19 protein-coding genes, 1 tRNA gene, 1 pseudogene and 1 riboswitch are annotated in these 21,888 nt (G+C 69.2%); of the genes and pseudogenes, 4 read left to right on the top strand and 17 right to left on the bottom strand.

Going from position 1 to position 21,888, the window contains the following annotated elements:
* Positions 1-69 precede the first annotated feature (69 nt).
* Entirely contained in the window at positions 70-873 is an 804-nt protein-coding gene (locus tag ACWD2L_RS35735) for a hypothetical protein (RefSeq protein ID WP_351338840.1), read from the top strand.
* Positions 874-987: 114 nt separating this feature from the next.
* Here ACWD2L_RS35735 and ACWD2L_RS35740 read toward each other — a convergent pair whose 3' ends face one another.
* Entirely contained in the window at positions 988-1,299 is a 312-nt protein-coding gene (locus ACWD2L_RS35740) for a hypothetical protein (protein WP_351338837.1), read from the bottom strand.
* Between the two features lie 87 nt (positions 1,300-1,386).
* Between ACWD2L_RS35740 and ACWD2L_RS35745 the strand changes: the two genes are divergently transcribed.
* Positions 1,387-1,617: a DUF4287 domain-containing protein gene (locus ACWD2L_RS35745; RefSeq protein ID WP_326019949.1), complete on the top strand. Its 231-nt coding sequence runs from the start codon at positions 1,387-1,389 to the stop codon at positions 1,615-1,617.
* Positions 1,618-1,708: 91 nt separating this feature from the next.
* Here ACWD2L_RS35745 and ACWD2L_RS35750 read toward each other — a convergent pair whose 3' ends face one another.
* From ACWD2L_RS35750 to ACWD2L_RS35760, 3 genes are all read right to left on the bottom strand, one after another.
* A complete protein-coding gene (locus tag ACWD2L_RS35750; RefSeq protein ID WP_351338833.1) occupies positions 1,709-2,611 on the bottom strand; it encodes a Bax inhibitor-1/YccA family protein in 903 nt (300 codons plus the stop codon).
* A 145-nt stretch (positions 2,612-2,756) separates the two neighbouring features.
* A complete protein-coding gene (locus tag ACWD2L_RS35755; RefSeq protein WP_351338830.1) occupies positions 2,757-3,932 on the bottom strand; it encodes a 4-hydroxybenzoate 3-monooxygenase in 1,176 nt (391 codons plus the stop codon).
* Between the two features lie 249 nt (positions 3,933-4,181).
* Positions 4,182-4,264 (bottom strand) — tRNA-Leu (locus ACWD2L_RS35760).
* 382 nt (positions 4,265-4,646) lie between these two features.
* Between ACWD2L_RS35760 and ACWD2L_RS35765 the strand changes: the two genes are divergently transcribed.
* Together ACWD2L_RS35765 and ACWD2L_RS35770 are read left to right on the top strand one after the other, a co-directional pair.
* The gene (locus ACWD2L_RS35765; protein ID WP_451193179.1) at positions 4,647-5,420 is read left to right on the top strand and encodes an ABC transporter ATP-binding protein; all 774 of its coding nucleotides are present in this window, start codon (positions 4,647-4,649) and stop codon (positions 5,418-5,420) included.
* A gap of 195 nt (positions 5,421-5,615) precedes the next feature.
* Positions 5,616-8,153, top strand: coding sequence for an ABC transporter permease (locus ACWD2L_RS35770; protein ID WP_351338828.1), 2,538 nt, complete (start codon positions 5,616-5,618; stop codon positions 8,151-8,153).
* Positions 8,154-8,223: 70 nt separating this feature from the next.
* Here the strand turns inward: ACWD2L_RS35770 and ACWD2L_RS35775 are convergent, their stop codons facing one another.
* From ACWD2L_RS35775 to ACWD2L_RS35835, 13 genes and pseudogenes are all read right to left on the bottom strand, one after another.
* The gene (locus ACWD2L_RS35775) at positions 8,224-9,543 is read right to left on the bottom strand and encodes a cyclopropane-fatty-acyl-phospholipid synthase family protein (RefSeq protein ID WP_351338825.1); all 1,320 of its coding nucleotides are present in this window, start codon (positions 9,541-9,543) and stop codon (positions 8,224-8,226) included.
* A gap of 208 nt (positions 9,544-9,751) precedes the next feature.
* Positions 9,752-11,164 (bottom strand): NAD(P)/FAD-dependent oxidoreductase, encoded by a 1,413-nt coding sequence (locus tag ACWD2L_RS35780; RefSeq protein ID WP_351338822.1) that lies wholly within the window; start codon positions 11,162-11,164, stop codon positions 9,752-9,754.
* Between the two features lie 436 nt (positions 11,165-11,600).
* On the bottom strand, positions 11,601-12,548 hold the full coding sequence (locus tag ACWD2L_RS35785; protein WP_351338820.1) for a Ppx/GppA phosphatase family protein: 948 nt from the start codon (positions 12,546-12,548) through the stop codon (positions 11,601-11,603).
* Between the two features lie 231 nt (positions 12,549-12,779).
* Positions 12,780-13,298, bottom strand: a complete 519-nt coding sequence (locus ACWD2L_RS35790; protein WP_351345337.1) for a DUF501 domain-containing protein — start codon at positions 13,296-13,298, stop codon at positions 12,780-12,782.
* A gap of 46 nt (positions 13,299-13,344) precedes the next feature.
* Positions 13,345-13,836, bottom strand: coding sequence for an FtsB family cell division protein (locus tag ACWD2L_RS35795; protein ID WP_351345340.1), 492 nt, complete (start codon positions 13,834-13,836; stop codon positions 13,345-13,347).
* A gap of 101 nt (positions 13,837-13,937) precedes the next feature.
* Positions 13,938-15,218, bottom strand: coding sequence for a phosphopyruvate hydratase (gene eno, locus ACWD2L_RS35800; RefSeq protein ID WP_351345343.1), 1,281 nt, complete (start codon positions 15,216-15,218; stop codon positions 13,938-13,940).
* A 308-nt stretch (positions 15,219-15,526) separates the two neighbouring features.
* Positions 15,527-16,252: a transglycosylase family protein gene (locus ACWD2L_RS35805; RefSeq protein ID WP_351345346.1), complete on the bottom strand. Its 726-nt coding sequence runs from the start codon at positions 16,250-16,252 to the stop codon at positions 15,527-15,529.
* 4 nt (positions 16,253-16,256) lie between these two features.
* Positions 16,257-16,415, bottom strand: a riboswitch (cyclic di-AMP (ydaO/yuaA leader).
* Positions 16,416-16,595: 180 nt separating this feature from the next.
* Positions 16,596-17,624, bottom strand: a complete 1,029-nt coding sequence (locus ACWD2L_RS35810; protein ID WP_351345349.1) for a transglycosylase family protein — start codon at positions 17,622-17,624, stop codon at positions 16,596-16,598.
* Between the two features lie 143 nt (positions 17,625-17,767).
* Entirely contained in the window at positions 17,768-19,051 is a 1,284-nt protein-coding gene (locus tag ACWD2L_RS35815) for a cytochrome P450 family protein (RefSeq protein WP_351345352.1), read from the bottom strand.
* Between the two features lie 19 nt (positions 19,052-19,070).
* Positions 19,071-20,096, bottom strand: a complete 1,026-nt coding sequence (locus ACWD2L_RS35820; protein ID WP_351345355.1) for a nucleoside triphosphate pyrophosphohydrolase — start codon at positions 20,094-20,096, stop codon at positions 19,071-19,073.
* Positions 20,097-20,142: 46 nt separating this feature from the next.
* Positions 20,143-20,811: a SurA N-terminal domain-containing protein gene (locus tag ACWD2L_RS35825; RefSeq protein ID WP_351345358.1), complete on the bottom strand. Its 669-nt coding sequence runs from the start codon at positions 20,809-20,811 to the stop codon at positions 20,143-20,145.
* A 188-nt stretch (positions 20,812-20,999) separates the two neighbouring features.
* Positions 21,000-21,584 (bottom strand): annotated as a pseudogene (locus ACWD2L_RS35830) (serine/threonine-protein kinase); the annotation flags it as partial.
* Between the two features lie 29 nt (positions 21,585-21,613).
* Positions 21,614-21,888 (bottom strand): zinc ribbon domain-containing protein (locus tag ACWD2L_RS35835; protein WP_351345361.1); only part of this gene is annotated, 275 nt, incomplete at its 5' end.

The following is a 21,888-nucleotide window of genomic DNA, read 5'->3' on the forward strand; positions in this document are numbered from 1 at the left end:
CGTCCAGGCTTCAAGCTGATGTAGGAAGTCGGGGGTCGACTTGAAACCGGGAGTACGTCAGTGAGCGCCATGCCTGCCGCCATAAGTGTCCTCGTGCTCGCCACGGCCGCTGCCACGGCCGTCGGCGTCGCCACCCTTCAGCACGTCAAGGGTCTGCGCCGACAGGTGTCGGAGCTCAGCGACGAGCTGAGCAGGGACCGCGCCCTCGGGGCGCTGCCCGGCGTACCCGCCGCGCGCACCACGCCGGACGCGGAGGAGATACGCAACGCCGTCGCCGACGCCCTCGCCGAGGAGCGGGAGCGCGAGCTGGCGGAGGCCCGGGCGTTCTGGGCCGCCCAGGAGGCGCGGGACAGCTCGGAGCTGCCGCCGTTCCTGGCGGGCGGCGCGCTCGGCGACGACATGTTCCTGCCGCGTCAGGCGGACCTCGCGGGCCTGGAGCCCTTCGAGCCGGAGGACGAGTTCGCGGGCACGGCCGCGCTCGACGAGATCGTCGAGGAGTCGCCGGAGCTGGCCGCGGCCCGCCGCAGGCACCCCTCGCACCCCGACTTCGTTCCGGTCCAGTCGCCGGTCGTGGGCGACCATGAGCGCACGGTGCAGTGCCTCGAGGAGCTGGCGCAGACCCGCACCGCCCTCGCCGACGTCCGGCCCGGCCCGCTCGGCACGCTCGACGTGTACGTGTTCACCGACGGCACGACGCTCTGCATGACCCCGGGTCACCGGGAGACGGCGGAGCAGTTGGCGTCCGCCCTGCGTGAGGGCCAGACGCCCGTGCTGCTGGGTGGTTCGGGGGTCTCCGGGGCCTACGCGCTGACCTTCGAATGCGGCGACGGCAGCGTCTACATCCTGGCGGACCGGGTCATAGCTTCAGCCTGAACCGTGATTGCACCCTCGGGGCTCCGCCCCGGACCCCGCGCCTCAAACGCCGGCGGGGCTGGATGTGCGGCGGTCTGAGCATTTCAAGCCCCTGCGGCGATTGAGCCCCGGCAGTTAGACCCCGGCTCGCTTCATGGATTGCTCGACGAGGTCCACCGCCTCCGCCAACTCCCCCGCCTCCCGGAGGGAAACCGCCAAGTCGCGGCCCGCGACCGTCACTTGGTCGGCCGCGGCGAACATCCCCGCATCGGGCATCTCCCGCACCACCGCACCGGGCTCGTCCAACTTCTGGGACCGCCCCGAAAGCTCCCTGGCCAGCGCCAGCGCCTCCGCGGCAGCGCCCCGCTGCAATCTGCTCTGCGGCGCGGCCCTGAGCCGATCGGCGAACTGATCCACTGCTGCGGTCAAAGACGTCGTATCAAGCACGCGCCGACTGTAGCTGTTTACAAGGCCCGGGCGCTCAGGCACGGTGGCGTGAAGGACCGGCCACATCGAAGCGTTCCGGAGGCGCCGATGTCCCAAGTCTTCTCCGAGGAGACCCACCGCAATCTGCTGGCTCGCATCCCCCACTGCACCGGTCGTGAACTCGGCGACTGGATGCGCACCGTCGAAGAAGGCCCCTGCTTCCTTCGTTTCGAAGAGAAGGTCAGTTGGCTGCGTGGCGAGCACGACCTCGCGTACGGCCACGCGAAGGCGATCATCCACGAGTACGACCTGAGGCGCGCCGCACGGCGATTCCGTTAGCGCCCGCTCCCCTTCACGAACCCACCTCACGGCAAGGGGCCCGCACACCGAAAAGGTGTGCGGGCCCCTGACCGTCGGGCGACGGTTACGCCTAGTCGCTGCCCTGCAGGATCGCGATGAGCCGCAGGAACTCCATGTAGATCCAGACCAGCGTCATGGTGAGGCCGAACGCGGCGAGCCACGCCTCTTCCTTCGGAGCGCCGTACGCGACGCCGTCCTCGACCTGCTTGAAGTCCAGGGCCAGGAAGCACGCGCCGAGCAGGATGCCCGCGATGCCGAACACGACACCGAGCCAGCCGCTGCGGAAGCCGAGGCCGTCACCGCCGCCGAAGACGGCGAACAGCAGGTTGACAGCCATCAGCAGGACGAAGCCGAGGGCCGCCGCCATGACGAAGCCGTAGAAGCGACGGTTGACGCGGATCCAGCCCGCCTTGTACGCGACGAGGACCGCCGTGAAGACGGCCATCGTGCCGATCACGGCCTGCATGGCCGCGCCGGGGGCGATGTACGTGTCGACGATGCTCGAGAGCACGCCGAGGAAGACGCCCTCGAGGGCGGCGTACGCCAGGATCAGCGGCGGGGACGCCTTGCGCTTGAAGGCCTGGACAAAGCCCAGGACCATCGCGACGAGGCCCGCCCCGATCGCGATGCCGTACGACTTGCCCATGTTGGCCTCGTCGATCGGCAGCAGCGCCCAGGAGAGCGCAGCTGTCACGATCAGCAGACCGAGCGTGGTGGCGGTGCGTGTGACGACGTCGTCGATCGTCATGCGGCCGGTGGTGGGCGCCTGCGGAGCCCCGTACTGGACGTCCTGCTGCGCGTAGGGGTTCTGCGCGTACGGGTTGCCGGCCGGGGCCTGGGTGTACGGACCACCCTGTGCCGTGCCGACAGCGGGGCCCCCGGCCTGCGGCGCCTGCGCGTTCGCGTTGAACTGCGCGTAGCCGTTGTCGCGGCTGAACCCCCGTCGCGAGAAGACCGGGTTGCTGCTCCTCATTTCACTCCTCCATGGCCACCCTGTATGGCCTTGCCATCAAGAGTAATGGTCTGGCAAAGATCCGACCCTAGTGCTCAGGGAGGATCTTTCCCATCCTGTTACGAGGAACGTTCCGTGCACCCGCTGTGTTCCGCCTTCCGGCCCCTCATACGGGGAATCCTGTGTACGCCTCCGCCAGGTCCGTTTCGGCCGCCTTCGACGTGGTCACGCGGTCCAGCTGGGCCAGCTGGATCTTGTCGTCGAAGGCAGTGGCGTCGGAGGCGCGGTGCAGCATGGTCGTCATCGCGTAGGAGAAGCGTTCGGCCTGCCAGACGCGGCGCAGGCAGGTCTCGGAGTACGCGTCGAGCGCTTCCGTGTCGCCCTTCTCCACGTACGCGGTGAGGGCGCGGGCGAAGGTGATGACGTCGCCGACGGCAAGGTTCAGGCCCTTGGCGCCGGTCGGCGGGACGATGTGCGCCGCGTCCCCGGCGAGGAAGAGGCGGCCGTGCCGCATCGGCTCGTGGACGTACGACCGCATGGGTGTGACGGACTTCGACGTGATGGGGCCGCGGGCGAGCCGCCAGGCCGGGTCGTCGACCTTCAGGCGGCGGTCGAGCTCGGCCCAGATCTCGTCGTCGGACCAGGACTGGGGGTCGGTGTCGACGGGAACCTGCAAGTACGCGCGCGTGATGTGCGGGGAGCGCATGGACATGAGGGCGAAGCCGCGGTCGGAGCGGTTGTAGATCAGCTCGTCGTGGGAGGGCGCCACGTCGGCGAGGATGCCGAGCCAGGCGTACGGGTAGGTGCGCTCGTACGTGCGCGTGAGCTCCTCCGGGACGGCCCCCCGCGCGACACCCCAGAAGCCGTCGCAGCCCACTACGTAGTCGCAGTCGAGGATCTGCTCCTCGCCCTCGTGGCGGAAGCGGACGCGCGGGCTCCCGGTGTCGGCGCCCTCGACCTCCAGCGCCTCGGCCTCGAACAACAGGGGCCCGCCGTCCGCCAGTTGGGCCGCGATGAGGTCCTTGCAGACCTCGGTCTGCGCGTACACCATGACCTGCTTGCCGCCGGTCAGGGCGGGGAAGTCGACGCGGTGCCTGCGGCGGTCGAAGCGCAGCTCTATGCCGTCGTGCGGCAGGCCCTCGCGGTCCATGCGCGCGCCGACACCGGCCTCGCGCAGCACGTCCACGGTGCCCTGCTCCAGGATTCCCGCGCGCTGACGCTGCTCTACGTAGGCGCGGTCACGGCTCTCCAGGACGACCGATTCGATGCCGGCGTTGTGCAGGAGCCTGGCCAGGAGCAGCCCGGCCGGGCCCGCTCCGATGATGCCGACGGTGGTGCGCATACGGGATCCCTCTCGCGTCATTGCGTTCGTTCGCCTGTGGTGCCGTGGTCACCAGGCAGTGCGTTCGCCTGGTGAACTTTCGTTCATCGAGTTATGTGCGGATCTTCGCCCCGAGCGGGGCGGGTGTCAATGGTCGCGAGGGCCCCCGGGCCGACCGGGCCGCACGGGAGCTGGGTGATGGCGCGTCAACGCCCCTGGGAGGAGAGGAGGTTGGGGGCAGCGACGCGAGCGGAGGGGAAGGTTCGGAGGTGCCCGGAACCGGACTTGAACCGGTACGCCCGTTAAGGGCAGCGAGGTTTAAGCTCGCCGTGTCTGCATTCCACCATCCGGGCAGGCTGTGGGGCTCCGCGTCGACGTTCCGAGCCTATCCGGCGACGTCCCCCGATCAGCGGCGGTACGTCCCCACGTTGTCTTATTTTATTGACGTCTGAGGGTGCATCAGCACACGCGGGGGCCCGTCAGCACCTGCCGGGAGCGCTGTCGCCGCCGAGGACGGGCTCCCAGGGATTGACGGGATTTCACCGGCCCGATCCACGCGGCACGGCTCGGCGCCTCTCAGGGACCGGGGTCATCCCCAGGTATGAGTCCGGCTTCCTCGATCCCTCCGAAGTCGCCCTCCGGAACGAGAGCTGCGGCTGACCTTCCCGGCCGGATCGGCCGCGACGATGGAAACGTCCCCGTAAGCAGAACCCTGACCGACAGGAGAACCCTCCCGTGACCACCACCCCGCTCGTGGGCCGGCCCGCCACCACGGCCGCAGCCCGCGCCACGGATCTGTCCAAGATCTACGGACAGGGCGAGACCAAGGTGGTCGCGCTCGACCAGGTCTCCGTCGAGTTCCGGCAGGCCGAGTTCACCGCGATCATGGGCCCGTCCGGTTCCGGCAAGTCGACGCTGATGCACTGCGTCGCGGGCCTCGACACGTTCTCCTCCGGGTCCGTCCGGATTGGCGACACCGAGCTGGGGTCGCTGAAGGACAAGCAGCTCACCAAGCTCCGCCGGGACAAGATCGGCTTCATCTTCCAGGCGTTCAACCTGCTGCCGACGCTGACGGGCCTGGAGAACATCACGCTGCCCATGGACATCGCGGGCCGCAAGCCCGACAAGCAGTGGCTGGAGAACGTGATCCAGATGGTGGGCCTCTCCGAGCGCCTCGGGCACCGGCCCGCGCAGCTCTCCGGCGGGCAGCAGCAGCGGGTGGCGGTGGCCCGGGCGCTGGCCTCCAAGCCGGAGATCATCTTCGGGGACGAGCCCACGGGAAACCTTGACTCGCGGTCCGGGGCGGAGGTTCTGGGCTTCCTGCGGAACTCCGTGCGGGAGATGGGGCAGACCGTGGTCATGGTCACGCATGATCCTGTCGCGGCGGCGTATGCGGATCGGGTGGTGTTTCTGGCGGACGGTCGGATTGTGGATGAGGTGTACGGGCCGACGGCTGACTCCGTCCTTGACCGGATGAAGCAGTTCGACGCCAAGGGGCGTACGAGCTGAGCACTCCGCCGCTCACGGGGCTCCACCCCGGACCCCGCGCCTCAATCGCCGGCGGGGCTTAAAAGATCGGGGCTCCGCCCCGGACCCCGCTGCTCAATCGCCGCAGGGGCTTGATTTGCCCAGCCGCGCGCCTCAATCGCCGCAGAGGCCTGATTTGCCCGGAACCGCACCTACCCAGGACTGAGTAGAACCGCCATGTTGAGAACCGCTTTGCGCAATGTGTTCGCGCACAAGGCACGGTTGCTGATGACCGTGCTCGCCGTCATGCTCGGCGTCGCCTTCGTCAGCGGCACCCTCGTCTTCACCAACACCATCTCCGGCGCCATGGAGAAGTCCTCGGCCAAGGGCTACGACCACGTCGACGTGGCCCTCACGCCCGGCTACATCGACGGCGGGGGCGACAAGGTCGGCGAGGAGGCCAAGCTGACCGACTCCTCCCTGGAGAAGGCGCGGAGCGTGCCCGGCGCGGCCTCCGCGTACGGCGTGCTCAGCGGGTACGCCGCCATCGCCGACCAGGACGGCAAGGCCGTCGGCAACGGCTTCTCCACCAAGGGCGGCAACTACTCGGGCACCTCGCAGCACCCGGACTCCCGCTACCCCCTCAAGGACGGCGCCGCCCCGCACGGCAAGAACCAGGTCGCCCTCGACGCGGACACCGCCAAGCGCGCCGGCTACAAGGTCGGCGACCAGGTGCGCATGTCCATCGACGGGCCGGTCCTGACCCCGACCGTCACCGGCATCTTCACCACCGACGACGGCAACGTCGCGGCCGGTGGCTCCCTCGCCCTCTTCGACACGGCGAGCGCGCAGCAGCTCTTCCACAAGCCGGGCGCGTACGACGAGATCGACGTACGGGCCGCCGCGGGCACGAGCCAGGACCAGCTGCGGGCCGGGCTCGACAAGGCGTTCGCCAAGGACACCGTCGACATGAAGACGGGGCAGCAACTCGCCGACGAGCAAGCCAAGATGATCTCCGATTCGATGAGCTCCATGCAGAAGCTGCTCCTCGGCTTCGCGGGCGTCGCGCTCTTCGTCGGCATCTTCATCATCGCGAACACCTTCACCATGCTGGTCGCCCAGCGCACCAAGGAACTGGCCCTGATGCGCGCCGTCGGCGCCACCCGCCGCCAGGTCACCCGCTCGGTGCTGCTCGAAGCGTTCGTCGTGGGCGCCGTCGCCGCCGTCGCCGGTCTGGCCGCCGGCATCGGGATCGGCGCGGGCATGCGGTCCCTGATCGGCTCCACGGGCGCGGTCATCCCGGCCGGGCCGCTCGTCGTCTCCGTCAGCACGGTCGTCTCCGCACTGGTCGTCGGCGTCCTCATCACGATGCTGGCCGCCTGGCTGCCGGGCCGCCGCGCCGCGAAGATCCCGCCGGTCGCCGCGATGAACGCGGTGCACGCCGCCCCGACGGCCAAGTCCCTGATCCTGCGCAACACGCTCGGCTCGCTCGTCTCGGCCGTCGGCATCGCCGCCGTGCTCGCCGCGACGACGATGAAGGGCGACGCCGGTCAGGCTCCGATGGCCCTCGGCGCCGCACTCCTCGTCATCGGCGTCTTCATCCTGACGCCGCTGCTGTCCCGCCCGCTGATCGCCCTCGCGGCCCCGGTCCTGCGCGCCTTCGGCATCTCCGGCAAGCTCGCCCGCCTCAACTCGGTTCGCAACCCGCGCCGCACCGCCGCCACCGCGTCGGCGCTGATGATCGGCCTGACCCTGATCACCGGCCTCACGGTGATCGCCGGCAGCGTGCAGTCGGCGATCAACAAGATGGCGGCCGACTCGATCAAGGCCGACTACGTCGTCTCCATGGCGAACGGCAGCGAGCTCTCCTCCGACGTCCGCAAGACCCTCGACGAGACCCCGGGCGTCACCGCCGTCAGCGGTATGTCCAGCGCGCCCTCGGTGATCGGCCGCGACTACGAGGACCTGTCCGGCGTCAACGGCAAAACGATCGGCCGACTCGCCGAACTCCCCATGAAGAGCGGTGACTTCAAGGTCGGCGGCACGAACGTCGTCGTCGACGACAGGACCGCGAAGGCCCACGACTGGACGGCCGGCTCGCACTTCACCGTCACCTACGAGGACGACAAGAAGCAGCAGCTGACCGTCGCGGGCGTCTACGAGTCGAACGACATGATGAGCGGCATCATGGTCGACGCCCCCACCCTCGATCCGCACACCAAGACCGTCACCGACATGCAGGTCATGGCGAAGATGTCGGGCGGCGCCTCCGACGCGACCAAGGACAAGCTCACCAAGGCCCTCGGCGAGAACCCGGCGATCAAGATCCAGGACCGCCAGGACATCTCCAACGAGGTCGCCCAGATGTTCACGCTGATGCTGAACATGCTCTACGGCCTGCTCGCCATGGCGGTCATCGTCGCCGTGCTCGGCGTCATCAACACCCTGGCGATGTCGGTCTTCGAGCGTCAGCAGGAGATCGGCATGCTCCGCGCGATCGGCATCGACCGCAAGGGCATCAAGCGGATGGTCCGCCTGGAGTCCCTGGTGATCTCCCTGTTCGGCGGCGTGCTCGGCATCGGCCTCGGCGTGTTCTTCGGCTGGGCCGCAGGTCAGCTCATCGGCAACTCCATGTCGACGTACGAACTGATCCTGCCCTGGGGCCGGATGGGGATCTTCCTCGCGCTCGCCGCGGTCGTCGGCATCCTGGCCGCCCTGTGGCCGGCCCGCCGCGCGGCCCGACTGAACATGCTCGCCGCGATCAAGTCCGAGTAGGCGGCGGCAGAACATGAGATCGGGGCGCATCCGCAGTCGCGGATGCGCCCCGACTCGCTTGCTGGACGCGCTAGCTGACGATGTTCCAGGTGCGCGCCCGCAGCGGCATCCCGGACGTCCCGCTCTCCGGTGTCTTCACCGCGAGGACCTGGTTGACCCCGATGCGGTTGCGTTCGAAGCTGATCGCGGACGCGGCCATGTAGAGCCGCCAGACCCTGGCCCGGCCGGGACTGACCATCTTCAGGGCCTCGGCCCAGCCGGCCTCCAGGTTCCTGACCCACTGGCGCAGCGTGAGCGCGTAGTGCTCGCGGATCGCCTCGACGTCGCGCACCTCGAAACCGGCCCGCTCGAGCTGTCCCGCCGTGGAGCCGACCGGCGCTAGCTCCCCGTCCGGGAAGACGTACGCGTCGATGAACTCGTCGACCTCGTACGCCGATTCGTCCCGCTGGGGCCGCCGCGCGATCTGGTGGTTGAGCAGCCGGGCACCGGGCTTGAGGAGGGCGTACAGATCGGACGCGTACTCCAGGTACCGCTCTGCGCCCACGTGCTCGGCCATGCCGATGGACGAGATCGCGTCGTACGGGCCGTCGCGCACGTCGCGGTAGTCCTGGACACGGATCTCGACGCGGTCGGTCAGACCCTCGTCGGCGACCCGCTTCCTGGCGTACGCGGCCTGCTCCTGGGAGAGCGTCACGCCGACGACGCTCACGCCGTGCTCACGCGCGGCGTGGATCGCCATGGAGCCCCAGCCGCAGCCCACGTCGAGCAGCCGCATGCCGGGCTTCAGGTCCAGCTTGCGGGAGATCAGCTCCAACTTGTCGCGCTGGGCCGATTCGAGACCCGCCTCGGGCGACTCCCAGTAGGCGCACGAGTAGACCATCGACGGGCCGAGGACCAGCTCGTAGAAGTCGTTGCCGACGTCGTAGTGGTGGCTGATGGCCTGCTTGTCGCTGCCCTTGGTGTGCAGGTGGAGACGGCCACCCCTGCGCATCTCCTCGGGCGGCGGTGCGGGCGGCAGCGGGGCACCGGCGAGCTTCACCAACTCCTTGGCCGCGGCGCGCACCTCGGGGTCCTTGAGGGCCTTGGCGAGGCTCTTCGACTCCTCCTCGTCCGCGTCGGGGTCCCGCTCCCAGATGAGCCCTGCCATCTGGTCGAGGGCCGCGTACAGGTCGCCCTCCACGTCCAGGTCGCCGGCCACCCAGGCCCTGGCGAGCCCCAGTTCTCCCGGTTTCCAGAGCAGTCGGCGCAGCGCGCGACGGTTTCGGACGATGAGCACGGGGGCGTCCGGAGGACCTGCCTCCGAGCCGTCCCAGGCGCGCAGGCGCACCGGGAGTTCGACGCCGAACAACTTCTCGGCGATGTTCTTCAGCCGCTGGGCGGCGTTCTGCATGGCGGACACCTCCGTGACGAGACGATTCTCGGAAATCCCGGAACGGTTCAACACCACGTAAACACCGGCGGGGCGCCTGCGCAGTCCCGTTACCGAGTCACAGAACGGCAAAATACCTGTAGCCACCACGCATATCGGTCGGAAACGCCGAAGGGGCCGCCCGCACCACGGATGGCGAGCGGCCCCTTCGGGGTGAATCAACTGCAGGTCAGGAGGCCTTGGCCTTCTCCTCGACCTTCTTCTCCGCGCTGTCGTCGGCCTTCGGCGTCTCCGCCGCGGGCTTCGGCGCCGGCTTGGCGGCCTCGTAGAACTCCTCGCGCGGAGTCTCCAGGGCGCCGAGCGCGGTGATGTCGCGCTTCTGGAACATGTTGATCGTCCACTCGGCGATCACACGGATCTTGCGGTTGTACGTCGGCATCGCCATGCCGTGGTAGCCACGGTGCATGTACCAGGCGAGACGGCCCTTGAGCTTGATCTTCATCTTGCCCATGACGATCATCGCGACGCCCTTGTGGAGGCCGAGGCCCGCCACCGCACCCTTGTTGGCGTGCTTGTAGTCGCCCTGCGGGAAGCCCCGCATGCCCGAGACCACGTTGTCGCCGAGGACCTTGGCCTGGCGCATCGCGTGCTGGGCGTTCGGCGGGCACCAGGCGTTCGGGTTGCCGTTCGCACGGCCGACCAGGTCCGGAACCTGGGCGTTGTCGCCCGCGGCCCAGATGTAGTCGCTGCCGGCGACCTGGAGGCTGGCCTGCGTGTCCACGTGACCACGCGGGCCGAGCGGCAGACCGAAGCGGGCGAGAGCCGGGTTCGGCTTGACGCCGGCGGTCCACACGATGGTGTTGGAGTCGACCTCGAGCCCGTTGCTCAGGACGACGTGACCGTCGACGCAGGACGGCATCGTCGTCGAGAGGTAGACCTCGATCCCGCGGGACTCCAGGTGCTTGCGGCCGTAGACGCCGAGCTCCGGGCCCACCTCGGGCAGCACCTTGTCGGCGGCGTCGACGAGCACGAAGCGCATGTCCTCGCGCTTCACGTTCTTGTAGAACTTGGCCGCGTCGCGCGCCAGGTCCTCGACCTCACCGATGGTCTCGGCGCCCGCGAAGCCGCCACCGACGAAGACGAAGGTGAGCGCCTTGCGGCGAATCTCCTCGTCCGTCGTCGACTCGGCCTTGTCGAGCTGCTCGAGGACGTGGTTGCGCAGGCCGACGGCCTCCTCGACACCCTTCATACCGATACCGGCCTCTGCGAGGCCCGGCGTCGGGAAGGTGCGGGAGACCGCGCCGAGCGCGACCACCAGGTAGTCGAAGGGAACCTCGTACGCCTCGCCGACGATCGGCGCGACGGAGGCGACCTTGCGGTCCTGGTCGATGGAGGTGACGCGGCCGGTGAGAATCTCGGCGCCCGGCACAGCGCGTCGCATGGGGACGACGACGTTGCGCGGCGAGATGCTGCCGGCGGCGGTCTCGGGGAGGAAGGGCTGGTACGTCATGTACGAGCGCGGGTCCACGACCGTGACGGTCGCTTCGCCGTAGCGCATCTTCTTGAGAATGCGCCGCGCCGCGTACAGGCCTACGTACCCACCCCCGACAATGAGGATCCTGGGACGCTCCGTGGTGCTCATGCCATCGAGTATCCACCCGACTGGAGGGGGTCGCTCGTGCGCCCCTTCACAAGCATGTAGGGGGGCTCTGCTACACTGCGCCGCCCACGTGACCCATGTCATGACACTCCGGGGGAACCACCGCACCGCCCCAGACGTTGCTCACCCCTCTTGAGCAGCCATAGTGAGCATTCGGCGGTACTGAACCACTTCGGTCCGCAATCGACCCGCAACGCTGCGGCAACCTCACGCGCACCCCGCTGACGGGCTCCCGTGAACCCCCGAACGGGCCCGCGATCGCGTAACAGCCTCCAAGTGGGCCGATTTCCTTGTGAAGAAGTTCACGAACTTTCCCGACAGGGTGTCGTGGCGTGGCGCCAGAAGCGCCCCGCGCGGCGCTCAGACGCTGTGCGGGGCGCTCAGGAGAGAGGTTTTCGGGGCCTTTTCCGGGCCTGTTTCAGGCGATGGACCAGGCGATCCCGTCGAGGATGTCGTGCTCGCTCACGACCACCTCGCGCGCACCGGTCCACTCCATGATCAGACGCAGTACGAGCGCGCCGGAGGCGATGACGTCGACCCGGCCGGGGTGGATGACCGGCTTCAGCGCGCGCTGGTCGTGCGTGGACGCCAGCAGCCAGTCGGTGAGCTCGGCGACCTTGTCGAAGGAGATCCGGGAGTGGTGGATCGCCGCCGAGTCGTACTCGCTCAGCCCGAGGGCGAGCGCGGCCACCGTGGTGACCGAACCCGCGAGGCCCACCAGCGTGCGGGCGGCGGTCAGCGGCACCGTCTGGTTCACCAGGTCGAGGGCCGCGCCGATGTCCTGGCGGATCGCCTCGATCTGCGCCGGGGTGGGCGGGTCGGTGGCCTGGCCGGTGGACTCGTCGACGAGGTGGCGCTCCGTCATCCGTACGCAGCCGATGTCCACGGAACGGGCGGCGCCCACGGTGTCGTCGCCGACGACGAACTCGGTGGAGCCGCCGCCGATGTCGACGACCAGGTACGGCTTGTCCAGGTCGGCCCTGCCGGTGAGTTCCTTCGTCGCGCCCGTGAAGGAGAACGTCGCCTCCTGGTCACCGGTGATGACCTCGGGCTCGACGCCCAGGATGTCGAGGACACCGCTCACGAAGTCCTCGCGGTTCTCCGCGTCGCGGGAGGCGGAGGTCGCCACGAAGCGGAGCTTCTCCGCGCCGTGCTCCTTGATGACCTCGGCGTACTCGCGGCACGCCGCGAACGTCCGCTCCAGGGCCTCCGGCGCGAGCCGGCCCGTCTTGTCGACGCCCTGGCCGAGCCGGACGATCGTCATCCGACGGTCGAGGTCGACGAGTTCACCGGTTTCCGGATTCGCGTCCGCGACGAGCAGCCGGATGCTGTTGGTACCGCAGTCGATGGCGGCAACCCTGGTCATGGCGGTGGTCTCCTGAGGTCGTCGTGATGGTGATGCGGTGAAATCGCCCCCGCCGCCCCTTCCCGTCCCGTCCCGTCCCCGGGGCTCCGCCCCGGACCCCGCGCCTCAATCGCCGGCGGGGCTTGATTGGCAAGCCCCGCCGGCGATTGAGGCGGCCCGTCCGGCAGGACTTGATACTCGAGCCCGTCCGGCGGTTGAGGACCTTCGGGAAGGGGCGGGGTGGGGAATTGATCAGTCGGCAGGGGTGACGCAGGGGCCCTTCTTCCACCACTCCGGGAGCATGGCGATGGCCTCGTCGCCCAGCGGATTCACACCCGGCCCCGCAGCCAGCGAGTGCCCCACCAGGACATGCAGGCACTTCACCCGGTCCGGCATGCCACCGGCGCTCGGAAAGCCCTCCAGGACCTCGATGGCGTCCCGGCGGGCGATGTAGTCCTCGTGGGCCGCACGGTACTGACGCGCCAGCTCCGGGTCCGTCCCCAGGCGCTCCGTCATCTCCTTCATCACGCCATTGGCCTCGAGCGTGCCGATCGCCGACGCCGCACGCGGACACGTGAGGTAGTACGTCGTCGGGAACGGAGTGCCGTCCTCCAGACGCGGCGCCGTCTCAACCACGTCCGGGTTGCCGCAGGGGCAACGGTGCGCGATGGCGCGCAGGCCGCGCGGCGGGCGCCCCAGCTGCTCCTTGAACGCCTGGATGTCGGCGTCCGTGGGCGCGGTGGGCTCGGTCTGCGGCGGGGGCGTTTCCATCGCTCGGGTGTTTCCTTCAGTGATCGTCAGTTGTCGACAGAGATGGTCAATTGTCCGCCTGGTCGGCCTTGTCGACGCCGTCCCAGACGTTTGAGTACCAGGGGCGGTCCTCCGCGCCCTGCTCGGCGCGCTCGGCGGCAGCGGTGCGCTCGCTCGGCACCACGTAGCCGGTCTCGCCCGGCATCACCATGTGCAGGCGCTCCCGGATGCGCTGCTCGGCGAACGCGTCGTCCTGCCAGCGGGCCTTCTGGTCGCGCAGCTTGTCGACCCGCTGCTTGGCCTCCTGCTGCTGGCGCTGCAGGTCCTCGATCTCGCCGCGCTGCGATACGTACTGCCTTATCGGGTACGCCAGCGCGACCACGAGGGTGCACAGGACGAGGGCCAGCAGGGCCGCGCGGCCCGTGAGCCGGGAGCGGCGGGCCTGCCGCTTGCTCTGCGAGCGGTAGACGCGCTCGGCGGTCTGCTCGCCCAGAACGCGCAGGCGGGTGGCCGTCGAGAAGCGATCTCGGGAGTCCCTGTCCCGCACCTTTCCGGGCATCGCCTGCTCCCGCCTCCCCGCTCACGTACGTACGTCCCCGCACACGGTACGGGACCGAGTGCGGGGACGTACGGAACTACCGGCTCACGCGGGGGCCGGGTTCAGCCCTTGAAGCGCGGGAAGGCCGAGCGACCGGCGTAGACCGCCGCGTCGTCCAGGATCTCCTCGATGCGCAGCAGCTGGTTGTACTTGGCGACACGCTCGGAGCGGGCCGGGGCGCCGGTCTTGATCTGGCCGCAGTTGGTGGCGACGGCCAGGTCGGCGATGGTGACGTCCTCGGTCTCGCCGGAGCGGTGGGACATCATGCACTTGAACCCGTTGCGCTGGGCGAGCTCGACGGCGTCCAGGGTCTCGGTCAGCGAACCGATCTGGTTCACCTTCACGAGCAGAGCGTTCGCCGAGTTCTCCTCGATGCCGCGGGCCAGGCGCTCCGGGTTGGTGACGAAGAGGTCGTCGCCGACGATCTGGACCTTGTCACCCAGCTTCTCGGTGAGAACGTTCCAGCCGGCCCAGTCGTCCTCGAACAGCGGGTCCTCGACGGAGACGAGCGGGTACGCGGAGACGAGCTCCTCGTAGTACTCCGTCATCTCGGCGGCGGAGCGCTCCTTGCCCTCGAACTGGTACTTGCCGTCCTTGTAGAACTCGGAGGCGGCGACGTCGAGCGCGAGGGCGATCTGCTGGCCGGGAACGTAGCCGGCCTCCTTGATGGCCTCGAGGATCAGGTCGAGGGCCTCACGGTTCGAGCCCAGGTTCGGGGCGAAGCCGCCCTCGTCGCCCAGGCCCGTGGCCAGGCCCTTGCTCTTCAGGACCTTCTTCAGCGTGTGGTAGACCTCGGCGCCCCAGCGCAGGGCCTCGGAGAAGGACTCCGCGCCGATCGGGGCGATCATGAACTCCTGGATGTCGACGTTGGAGTCCGCGTGGGATCCACCGTTCAGGATGTTCATCATCGGCACCGGGAGAAGGTGCGCGTTCGGGCCGCCCAGGTAGCGGAAGAGCGGCAGGTCCGACGCCTCGGACGCGGCGTGCGCGACGGCGAGGGAGACGCCGAGGATGGCGTTGGCGCCGAGCGAGCCCTTGTTGTCGGTGGCGTCCAGGTCGAACATCGCCTGGTCGATCAGGCGCTGCTCGGTGGCGTCGTAGCCGACGAGCTCCGGGCCGATCTGCTCGATGACGGCGAGGACGGCCTTCTCGACGCCCTTGCCCTGGTAACGGTTGGGGTCACCGTCGCGGAGTTCGATGGCCTCGAAGGCACCGGTGGAGGCACCCGACGGGACGGCCGCACGGCCGGTGCTCCCGTCGTCGAGGCCGACCTCGACCTCGACCGTGGGATTGCCTCGGGAGTCCAGGATTTCCCGGGCTACGACGACGTCGATGGACGGCACGAGCATCTCCTTCTGGGATGTGACGAAGCTTTGCGGGCACCGTCGGACAACGGGTCCCGCATCCCCGAGCGTAACCGGCCCGAGGGCATCGGCCATCCGAACGCCCGTCTTGTGGACAACGCCGTTAGCGAAATGTTCCTTAACGGAACAAAAACAGCGACCTCCCTCCCGGCTGCGCCGGGAGGGAGGTCGCCGAAGTGAGCGGCCCGTGGGGACGGGGTGCGGCGGGGCTCGGCGTCCGCCGATGCCGAGCCCGTACCTGGTGGCCCTGTGCGGGCCTGGTGGCCCCTGCGCGGGGCCGGACGGTCTTAGCTGAGGTGCAGCTGCTGACCCGGGTAGATCAGGTCCGCGTCCTTGACGATGTCCTTGTTCTTCTCGAACAGCTTCTGCCAGTTCGAGTCGTGCGCCTCGGCGATCTTGCTGAGGGTGTCGCCGGTCTTCACCTTGTACTCGCCGTCACCCTTCTCGACCTTGTTACCGGTCGGGGTGGTGACGGTGTCCTGCTTCGGAGCCGCCTGCTTCGGGGCCTCCTGCTTGGGGGCCGCCTGCTTCGGGGCCTCCTGCTTCGGCTGCTCGCGCTGCTCGGAGCGGTCGGCACGCTGCTGCGTGCTCTGGGTGTCCTGCTGCTGCGAGGACGAGTCGTCCGCGCCACCCTCGTTCGGGGTGGAGGACAGGCCCGAGCCGCAGTTCGGCCAGGCACCGTTGCCCTGCGAGGCGAGAACCTTCTCGCCGACGGCTATCTGCTGCGCCTTGGAGGCCTGGTCGGCGGTGGAGGCGTACTGCGAGCCGCCGTAGGCGGACCAGGTGGAGGACGAGAACTGCAGGCCACCGTAGAAACCGTTGCCGGTGTTGGTGGACCAGTTGCCGCCGGACTCGCACTGCGCGACCTGGTCCCACTCGGACGTGGTCGCGGCGGAGGCCGAACCGGCACCCATCAGCGGCACGGCGACGGCGGCAGCGGCGACTCCGCCGAGCGTGGCGACGCGAACGGCCTTGGAGGGGCGGCGGTGCTTGTTGTTGCCGGAAAACAGCATGGAGATATCTCCTCACCGACGCCTGCGAGGTGAGCTGTCGGGTTCGGACCAGTGAGTGTCCGGCAGACGCATCCTTGTGCGCTGCTTAACCCCAAGCCCGTCCGGTCTCCCGGAAGGGCGGCTTACCTGGGTCCCCCGCTCCTGCCTACGGCGCTTACGCGTCGACTGTTCCCGTACGGACGTTGGCAGGATTCGGCGTGACGTCCATCGGGGCCCGCTGAAGCGAGCGGTCACGAACGTAAGCGGTCGATCCGTCCGATTTCAAAGTCGATCAGGGGCTTTGAGACCCATGTCTCACTCGATCGACATCGGACAAAGCCCCCTCAAACGGCCCGAACTCCCGCTACCTTTTGCCCGATCCGTCCCCAAGATCCAGGCTCTGACCAGGAAGGATGAGGTCTGGGTCGGTACCTACCGTCTCCTTGTTCCGCTCGTAGAGCGCGTCCCATCCGCCGTGCACGTCCTGAGCCTTCGCGATGTCCCAGAGGTTGTCGCCGGCGTGCACCTCGTACGTGTCGTCGCCGCGCTTCTCGTCACGCGAGGCGTGACGCCCCTCTCCCGTACGGGAGTCGGAACCGTCGTCACCGGCACGGTCTCCGCGGTGGCGGCCCGCCGTGGCGTCGTCCGACGCGGCACCGTCACCGTCACCGGAGGGGGAGGCGGACGGCGAGGCCGTTTCGGAGGAGGAGGAGGCCGTGTCGTCGCCGTCAGAAGGTGCGTGGGACTTGTCACTTGAGGGGGACGGGGAGCCCTCGGCGCTGCTACCGGAGGTATCGCGCGAGGGGTCGGCCGACGGCTCGTCCGACGCGTCGGAACCCTCACCGCCGTCGTGACCCTTGTCTCCCGAATCGGCTGAATCGGTGGAGCCCGCCTTGTCGGCGTCGTCGTCCGACTTGTTGTCGGCATCGGTGTCCGACGGCTCGGACGCGGAATCGGATGCCGACTCGGACGGCTGCGGCGACGCGGAGACGCCCGGATCGACCTCCGCCGAGTCGTCGCCCTTGGTGAGGTCCGCGGTGAGCGAGCACATCGGCCAGGCACTCACACCCTTGGCGTCAAGAACCTTCTCGGCGACGGCTATCTGCTGCGAGCGGCTGGCCTGGTCGGCACGCGGGGCGTAGTCGAGCCCCCCGTACTGCTCCCATCTCTCCTGCGTGAACTGGAGGCCGCCGTAGTAGCCGTTACCGGCATCCAGGCTCCACTGCCCACCGCTCTCGCACTCGGCGAGCTTGTCCCACGCCTGCGTGGTCGCGGCGCTCGCGCCGCTCGCGGCGAACAGCGGGATCGCGATGGCGCTGCCGGCGACTCCGGCGGCGACGACGAGAGCAGGGGCCTGGCGGGGGCGACGGTGTCGACCGTTCCCGGAGAGCATGCGGTTGCCTTTCGCGAGACTGATGCTGCTACGCGCGACGGGTGGTGCAAGTGGTGCGGGTTGTGCATGTGTCGCGATGATCCGTGAACGTAGCTGCACTCGAACGCCTGTCACAAGTCGATGCAGCGAAGATCACGTGAATGTCACATTGCTGACGGCCCGTCAGTTCCGGCGGGGTTCTGACGCGTCGTGAACTCCACCGGGAGCGTGCGCAGTCCACGCATGATGAGCCCGCCACGCCACCGCAAATCGTCAGGTTCCACCGCAAGTCGCAGGTCCGGGAGGCGCGTCAGGAGCGTGCCGAGGGCGGCCTGTCCCTCCAGGCGCGCGAGCGGGGCGCCGAGGCAGTAGTGGATGCCGTGTCCGTACCCGAGGTGCTGGTTGTCGCGGCGGGAGAGGTCGAGGGTGTCGGGCTCGGTGAAGCGCGCCGGGTCGCGGTCGGCGGCGGCGAGCACGACGAGAACCGGGTCGCCCGCACCGATCTCCACGCCGCCGATGGTCAGCGACGCCCTGGCGAACCGCCACGTGGCCATCTCCACCGGCCCGTCGAAGCGCAGGAGTTCCTCGATCCCCGTCTCCAGCAGGCCCGTCTCCCCTGCCGCGATCGACCTCTGCAGAAGCCCCCTCTGCTCGGGATGCGTGAGCAGGGCGTACGTGCCGTTGCCGATCAGGTTGACGGTCGTCTCGAACCCGGCGAAGAGCAGCACGAAACACATGGCCGCCACCTCGTTCTCCGTGAGGTGTTCGCCGTGGTCGGAGGCGCGGATCAGGTCGGAGATCAGGTCGTCCGTCAGGTCGCCGCGTTTGCGGTGGATCAGGTCGACCAGGTACGCGCGGATCCGCTTCACCGCGCGGCCCACTCCGCCGCGGGGGCCGCCGCCGTGGCGGATCATCATGCCCGCCCATTCGCGGAAGTCGTCCTGGTCCTCGCGGGGGACGCCGAGGAGGTCGCAGATGGCGTAGATGGGGAGGGGGAAGGCGAAGTCGTGGATGAGGTCGGCTTCGCCGTTCGCCGCGAAGGCGTCGATGAGGTCGTCCGTCAACTGCTGGACGCGTGGCGCGAATTCGGCGACGCGGCGTGGGGTGAACGCCTTCGAGACGAGGCGGCGCAGGCGGGTGTGGTCCGGCGGGTCGATGTTGAGGAGGTGGGTGGTCAGCTCGGCCTTGCGTTCACCGGGGATACCCGTCTTGCCCTTGGCGTGGCTCGGCTCGTCGTGGTGGTCCGCGTTCTTGCTGAGCCGTGGGTCGGCGAGCGCCTGGCGGGCGTCCGCGTACCGGGTGACCAGCCAGGCCTCGACGCCGCTCGGCAGCGTGGTGCGGTGCACGGGGGCGTGCTCGCGCAGCCAGGCGTAGGCGGGGTACGGGTTGCCGGCGAACTCCCAGCTGAAGAGTTCGGGGGCGCTGGAGGGAGTGGGGCTCTCGGTCACCACCTGACCGTAACCGGCCCTATGAGGTGGTGAGCCCCTCGGTCGTGCGTACCGCGTCCCGGTAGGCACGGGCGGCGGCTCTGAGTGCTGCCTCCGGGTCGACGCCTTCGGCCTCGGCGCGCAGGGCGAGGGTGAGGAGTTCGTAGCCGATGTCGTCTCCCGTGGGCACCGGGACGTCCAGGTTCGCCGTGCGTACCCGGGAGGCGAGTTTGGCGGCGAGGGCGAGGGACGGCTGGCCGAGGGGGACGCCGTCCGTGACGGAGGCGCGGCGCTTGGACTCGCCCTTCTTGCGGAGCCAGATCTCCCGGACCTCCTCCGGGGTCGCGGCGCTCTCGTCGCCGAAGACGTGCGGGTGGCGGTGGATGAGCTTGTCGACGATGCCGCCCGCGACGTCGTCGATGGAGAAGGGGGCCTCTTCCTCGGACTCCGCCGAGGCCTCCTCGGCGATGCGGGCGTGGAAGACGACCTGGAGGAGTACGTCGCCGAGTTCCTCGCGCAGTTCGTCGCGGTCGTTGGTCTCGATGGCCTCGACGAGTTCGTAGGCCTCCTCGATGGCGTACTTGGCGAGGTCCTCGTGGGTGCGCTGCTTCGACCAGGGGCATTCGCGGCGGATCCGGTCCATGACCTGGACGAGGTCGAGGAGGCGGGCGCCGGGCAGGTCGTAGGAACCGGGGAGCAGTTCGAGGTTCGGCATCTGTTCGCGGCCCGAGCCGGCGAGCCGCGCCAGGCCGTCCGTGAGCTGCCGGTCGCCCTCGGCGGTGGCGAGGACGACGAGTGTGCGCCCGCCGTCGGCGCAGCGGTCGACGAGCTCGCGGGCGGTGGGCGCGGCGATCGTGACCTGGACGCCCGCGTCCTTCACGTACGGCAGCTGCGGGTGCGCGGCGTCGGCGCACAGCACCTCGTCGGCCGTGCGCAGCGTCTGCCAGGCCTGCCAGGAGAGGAGCCCGGGGGCGACCCGGTGGCTGGTGGTGAGCAGGACGACGCGGCCGGCGGTGTCGCCTGCGGCGGCGGGGGCGTGGTGGTCGTGCGCCTCGGGTTCGTTCACCCCTCGAACGTAACGCAGGCCACTGACAACCCCGCCTCCCCCGGGTCTACGCGGTCTGCTGCTGGGCCGGGGCTTCCTTGGTGATCTGTCGCAGCCAGGGTGTCTTGGCGTCGACCCGGCTGTTCTTGGTGACGTCCCAGGTCCCGTAGCGGGGGTTGAGGTCGACGTTCAGCTCCTTGGAGGCGCTGGTGAGTGCCTTCCAGAAGACGGCCTTGCCCTGGGGGGTCTGCATGTCGGCGCCGAGCGCGGTCGACAGCTTCTGCGCCTCGATCTCCGTGCGCAGGCTCTCGGTGAGCCGCTTCGGCGGGACGTTGTACTGCTGCAGCCAGGCGACCTCCAACTGCTCGGAGCCGCCCGCCTGTTGCTCCAGGCCGGAGCGCATGCTCTGCATCTCCTTGCGGGTGACGGAGATGTCCGCGTCGGTGGCGGCGCGGTGCAGGACGCGGTCGAGGACCATCGTGTGCAGTGTGTTGCGGGTGAGGCCGCCGGTCTTGGCGATGGCCTGTTCGTACTGGGCGGAGTCCTTGGTGGCGGTCTGTTGTGCGTCCCGCACCTCGTTCACCCGGTTCTCCAGCTGCGAGACGGTGATCCGCTGGCCGCCGACGACGGCCGCGGCACCGGGGTGCGCTTCGCTGCCGCAGGCGGTGAGGGCGGGGACCGCGGCGATGGCGGCGGATAGAGCAACTACGGTGCGGCGGCTGTTGCGGCGGTGCAAGGTGGGGCCTCCCTGCGAGCAGTTTGTGCTTCGGTGCACAAAGTCCGGCGTTGATCGATGTTAGGCAGTGACCGCTTGCTAGGCCACCTATTCGACAACGATTCGCCAGGAGTTGAGGTACCGGAGTCGGCAGGACGTACCCGGGATCAGCCGCGTACCTGGCCCAGCCACTGCAATGTGCGGCGCACTTCCGCGGGGAACGGGTGGCCGGGTCCGTGCAGCCGTTCGGCGTCGTGCAGCAGTCGGGTCAGCGTCTCGTGGGCGGCGCCTCTGTCGCCCACGGAGAGCAGCAACTGGCCGATGCGGCGCCGTACTTCGAGGGCGAGCACGGTGAGTGTGCCGTCCTGTTTGACCATGACGTTCCGTGGCTTGAGGTCGCGGTGCACGATCGGCACCGCGTGCACGGCGGAGAGCACGGCGCACAGTTGCGCGGCGACGGCGACCGCCCAGGGCCAGGGGAAGGGGCTGTGCTCGGCGAGGTCGGCGCCGTCGATGTACTGCATGACGAGGTACAGCTCGTCGCCGTCGCTGCCCGCGTCGTGCACGGTGACGAGACCGGGATGGTCGACCTGGGCCGTGACCCGGCATTCGCGCAGGAAGCGGCGGCGCAGCTCGTCGGCCTCGGCGCCGGCGACCCGGTCGGGGCGTACGAGCTTCACGGCGACGCGGCGGTCGAGGCGCTGGTCGTACGCCGTCCAGACCTGGCCCATGCCGCCCTGGCCGATGAGCGTGGAGAGTTCTTGACTTGCATCCCCGCCCTGAAGGGCGGGGATTCTGGCCTTCCGCTTCCGTTGCTGTGCAGCTACGCGGCACAGGGTTCGGGCGGGAATCCTTGGCTTCCTGTTTCTGCACGTGGTGCCGGACGTGGTGTCCCGGTCTTACCTACGCTCCGCAGGCTGTCACCGCACAGTCCGGCGGCCTTCTTCACGTTGATCGCGGCGTTGACATCCCGGTCGTGGACCGCGCCGCAGGCAGGGCAGGTCCATTCCCGCACGTCGAGGGGCTTGGGCCCGTCCTTGGTGCCGCAGGTCGAGCAGGCCTGGCTGGTCGGCTCGTACCGGCCGATCCTGATCAGGG

Source organism: Streptomyces sp. NPDC002754 (assembly GCF_053592315.1).

Bases quoted from the DNA above. Each gene is read 5' to 3' on its own strand.
- ACWD2L_RS35735 (WP_351338840.1), top strand. From the start codon at position 70: ATGCCTGCCGCCATAAGTGTCCTCGTGCTCGCCACGGCCGCTGCCACG.
- ACWD2L_RS35745 (WP_326019949.1), top strand. From the start codon at position 1,387: ATGTCCCAAGTCTTCTCCGAGGAGACCCACCGCAATCTGCTGGCTCGC.
- ACWD2L_RS35750 (WP_351338833.1), bottom strand. From the start codon at position 2,611: ATGAGGAGCAGCAACCCGGTCTTCTCGCGACGGGGGTTCAGCCGCGAC.
- ACWD2L_RS35755 (WP_351338830.1), bottom strand. From the start codon at position 3,932: ATGCGCACCACCGTCGGCATCATCGGAGCGGGCCCGGCCGGGCTGCTC.
- ACWD2L_RS35770 (WP_351338828.1), top strand. From the start codon at position 5,616: ATGTTGAGAACCGCTTTGCGCAATGTGTTCGCGCACAAGGCACGGTTG.
- ACWD2L_RS35775 (WP_351338825.1), bottom strand. From the start codon at position 9,543: ATGCAGAACGCCGCCCAGCGGCTGAAGAACATCGCCGAGAAGTTGTTC.
- ACWD2L_RS35780 (WP_351338822.1), bottom strand. From the start codon at position 11,164: ATGAGCACCACGGAGCGTCCCAGGATCCTCATTGTCGGGGGTGGGTAC.
- ACWD2L_RS35785 (WP_351338820.1), bottom strand. From the start codon at position 12,548: ATGACCAGGGTTGCCGCCATCGACTGCGGTACCAACAGCATCCGGCTG.
- ACWD2L_RS35790 (WP_351345337.1), bottom strand. From the start codon at position 13,298: ATGGAAACGCCCCCGCCGCAGACCGAGCCCACCGCGCCCACGGACGCC.
- ACWD2L_RS35795 (WP_351345340.1), bottom strand. From the start codon at position 13,836: ATGCCCGGAAAGGTGCGGGACAGGGACTCCCGAGATCGCTTCTCGACG.
- ACWD2L_RS35805 (WP_351345346.1), bottom strand. From the start codon at position 16,252: ATGCTGTTTTCCGGCAACAACAAGCACCGCCGCCCCTCCAAGGCCGTT.
- ACWD2L_RS35810 (WP_351345349.1), bottom strand. From the start codon at position 17,624: ATGCTCTCCGGGAACGGTCGACACCGTCGCCCCCGCCAGGCCCCTGCT.